Genomic DNA, 474 nt, shown 5'->3' with positions numbered 1-474 from the left:
ATTATAACGAGCAAAATGCCGAAGCTACCCAAGGCTTGTGGGATGTGGCGTACTTGCCGATTGACCCTGCTCATATCGGACGCGGCTATCAGGATGTCGTGCGTATCAATAGCCAGTCAGGGAAAGGTGGTGTTGCTTATATCTTGCAACGTGACTTTGGTTTTCATTTGCCGCGCTGGACGCAGATTGACTTTAGCCGTGTCATTCAGCAAGAAGCCGAAAGCCGTCAGACAGAATTGACATCAGATGATGTCATTAGCGTGTTTGAAGACACCTATTTGAACCAATCTACTTTGGCGTTGCAAGATTATGAAATCAAAAACACCGCTGGCTCAGTGAGCTTTTCAGGCTCTGTACGCATGGGAGATGACATCATAGACGTTGTTGGTAATGGCAATGGTCCGTTGTCTGCCTTTATCAATGCCATCTCTGCCAAATTGAACAAAAATATTCACGTTATCAACTATGCAGAGC

At 45.8% G+C, this 474-nt stretch carries 1 protein-coding gene; it reads left to right on the top strand.

Annotation, left to right across the window (positions count from 1 at the left end; genetic code table 11):
* A partial coding sequence (locus M3205_RS25205) for an alpha-isopropylmalate synthase regulatory domain-containing protein (RefSeq protein WP_285887052.1) occupies window positions 1-474 on the top strand: 474 nt, incomplete at both ends.

It is taken from the genome of Cytobacillus firmus (assembly GCF_023715565.1).
Taxonomy (GTDB): Bacteria; Bacillota; Bacilli; order Bacillales; family Cytobacillaceae; genus Cytobacillus; species Cytobacillus firmus_C.
This window is presented reverse-complemented; position numbering and strand designations above follow the sequence as displayed.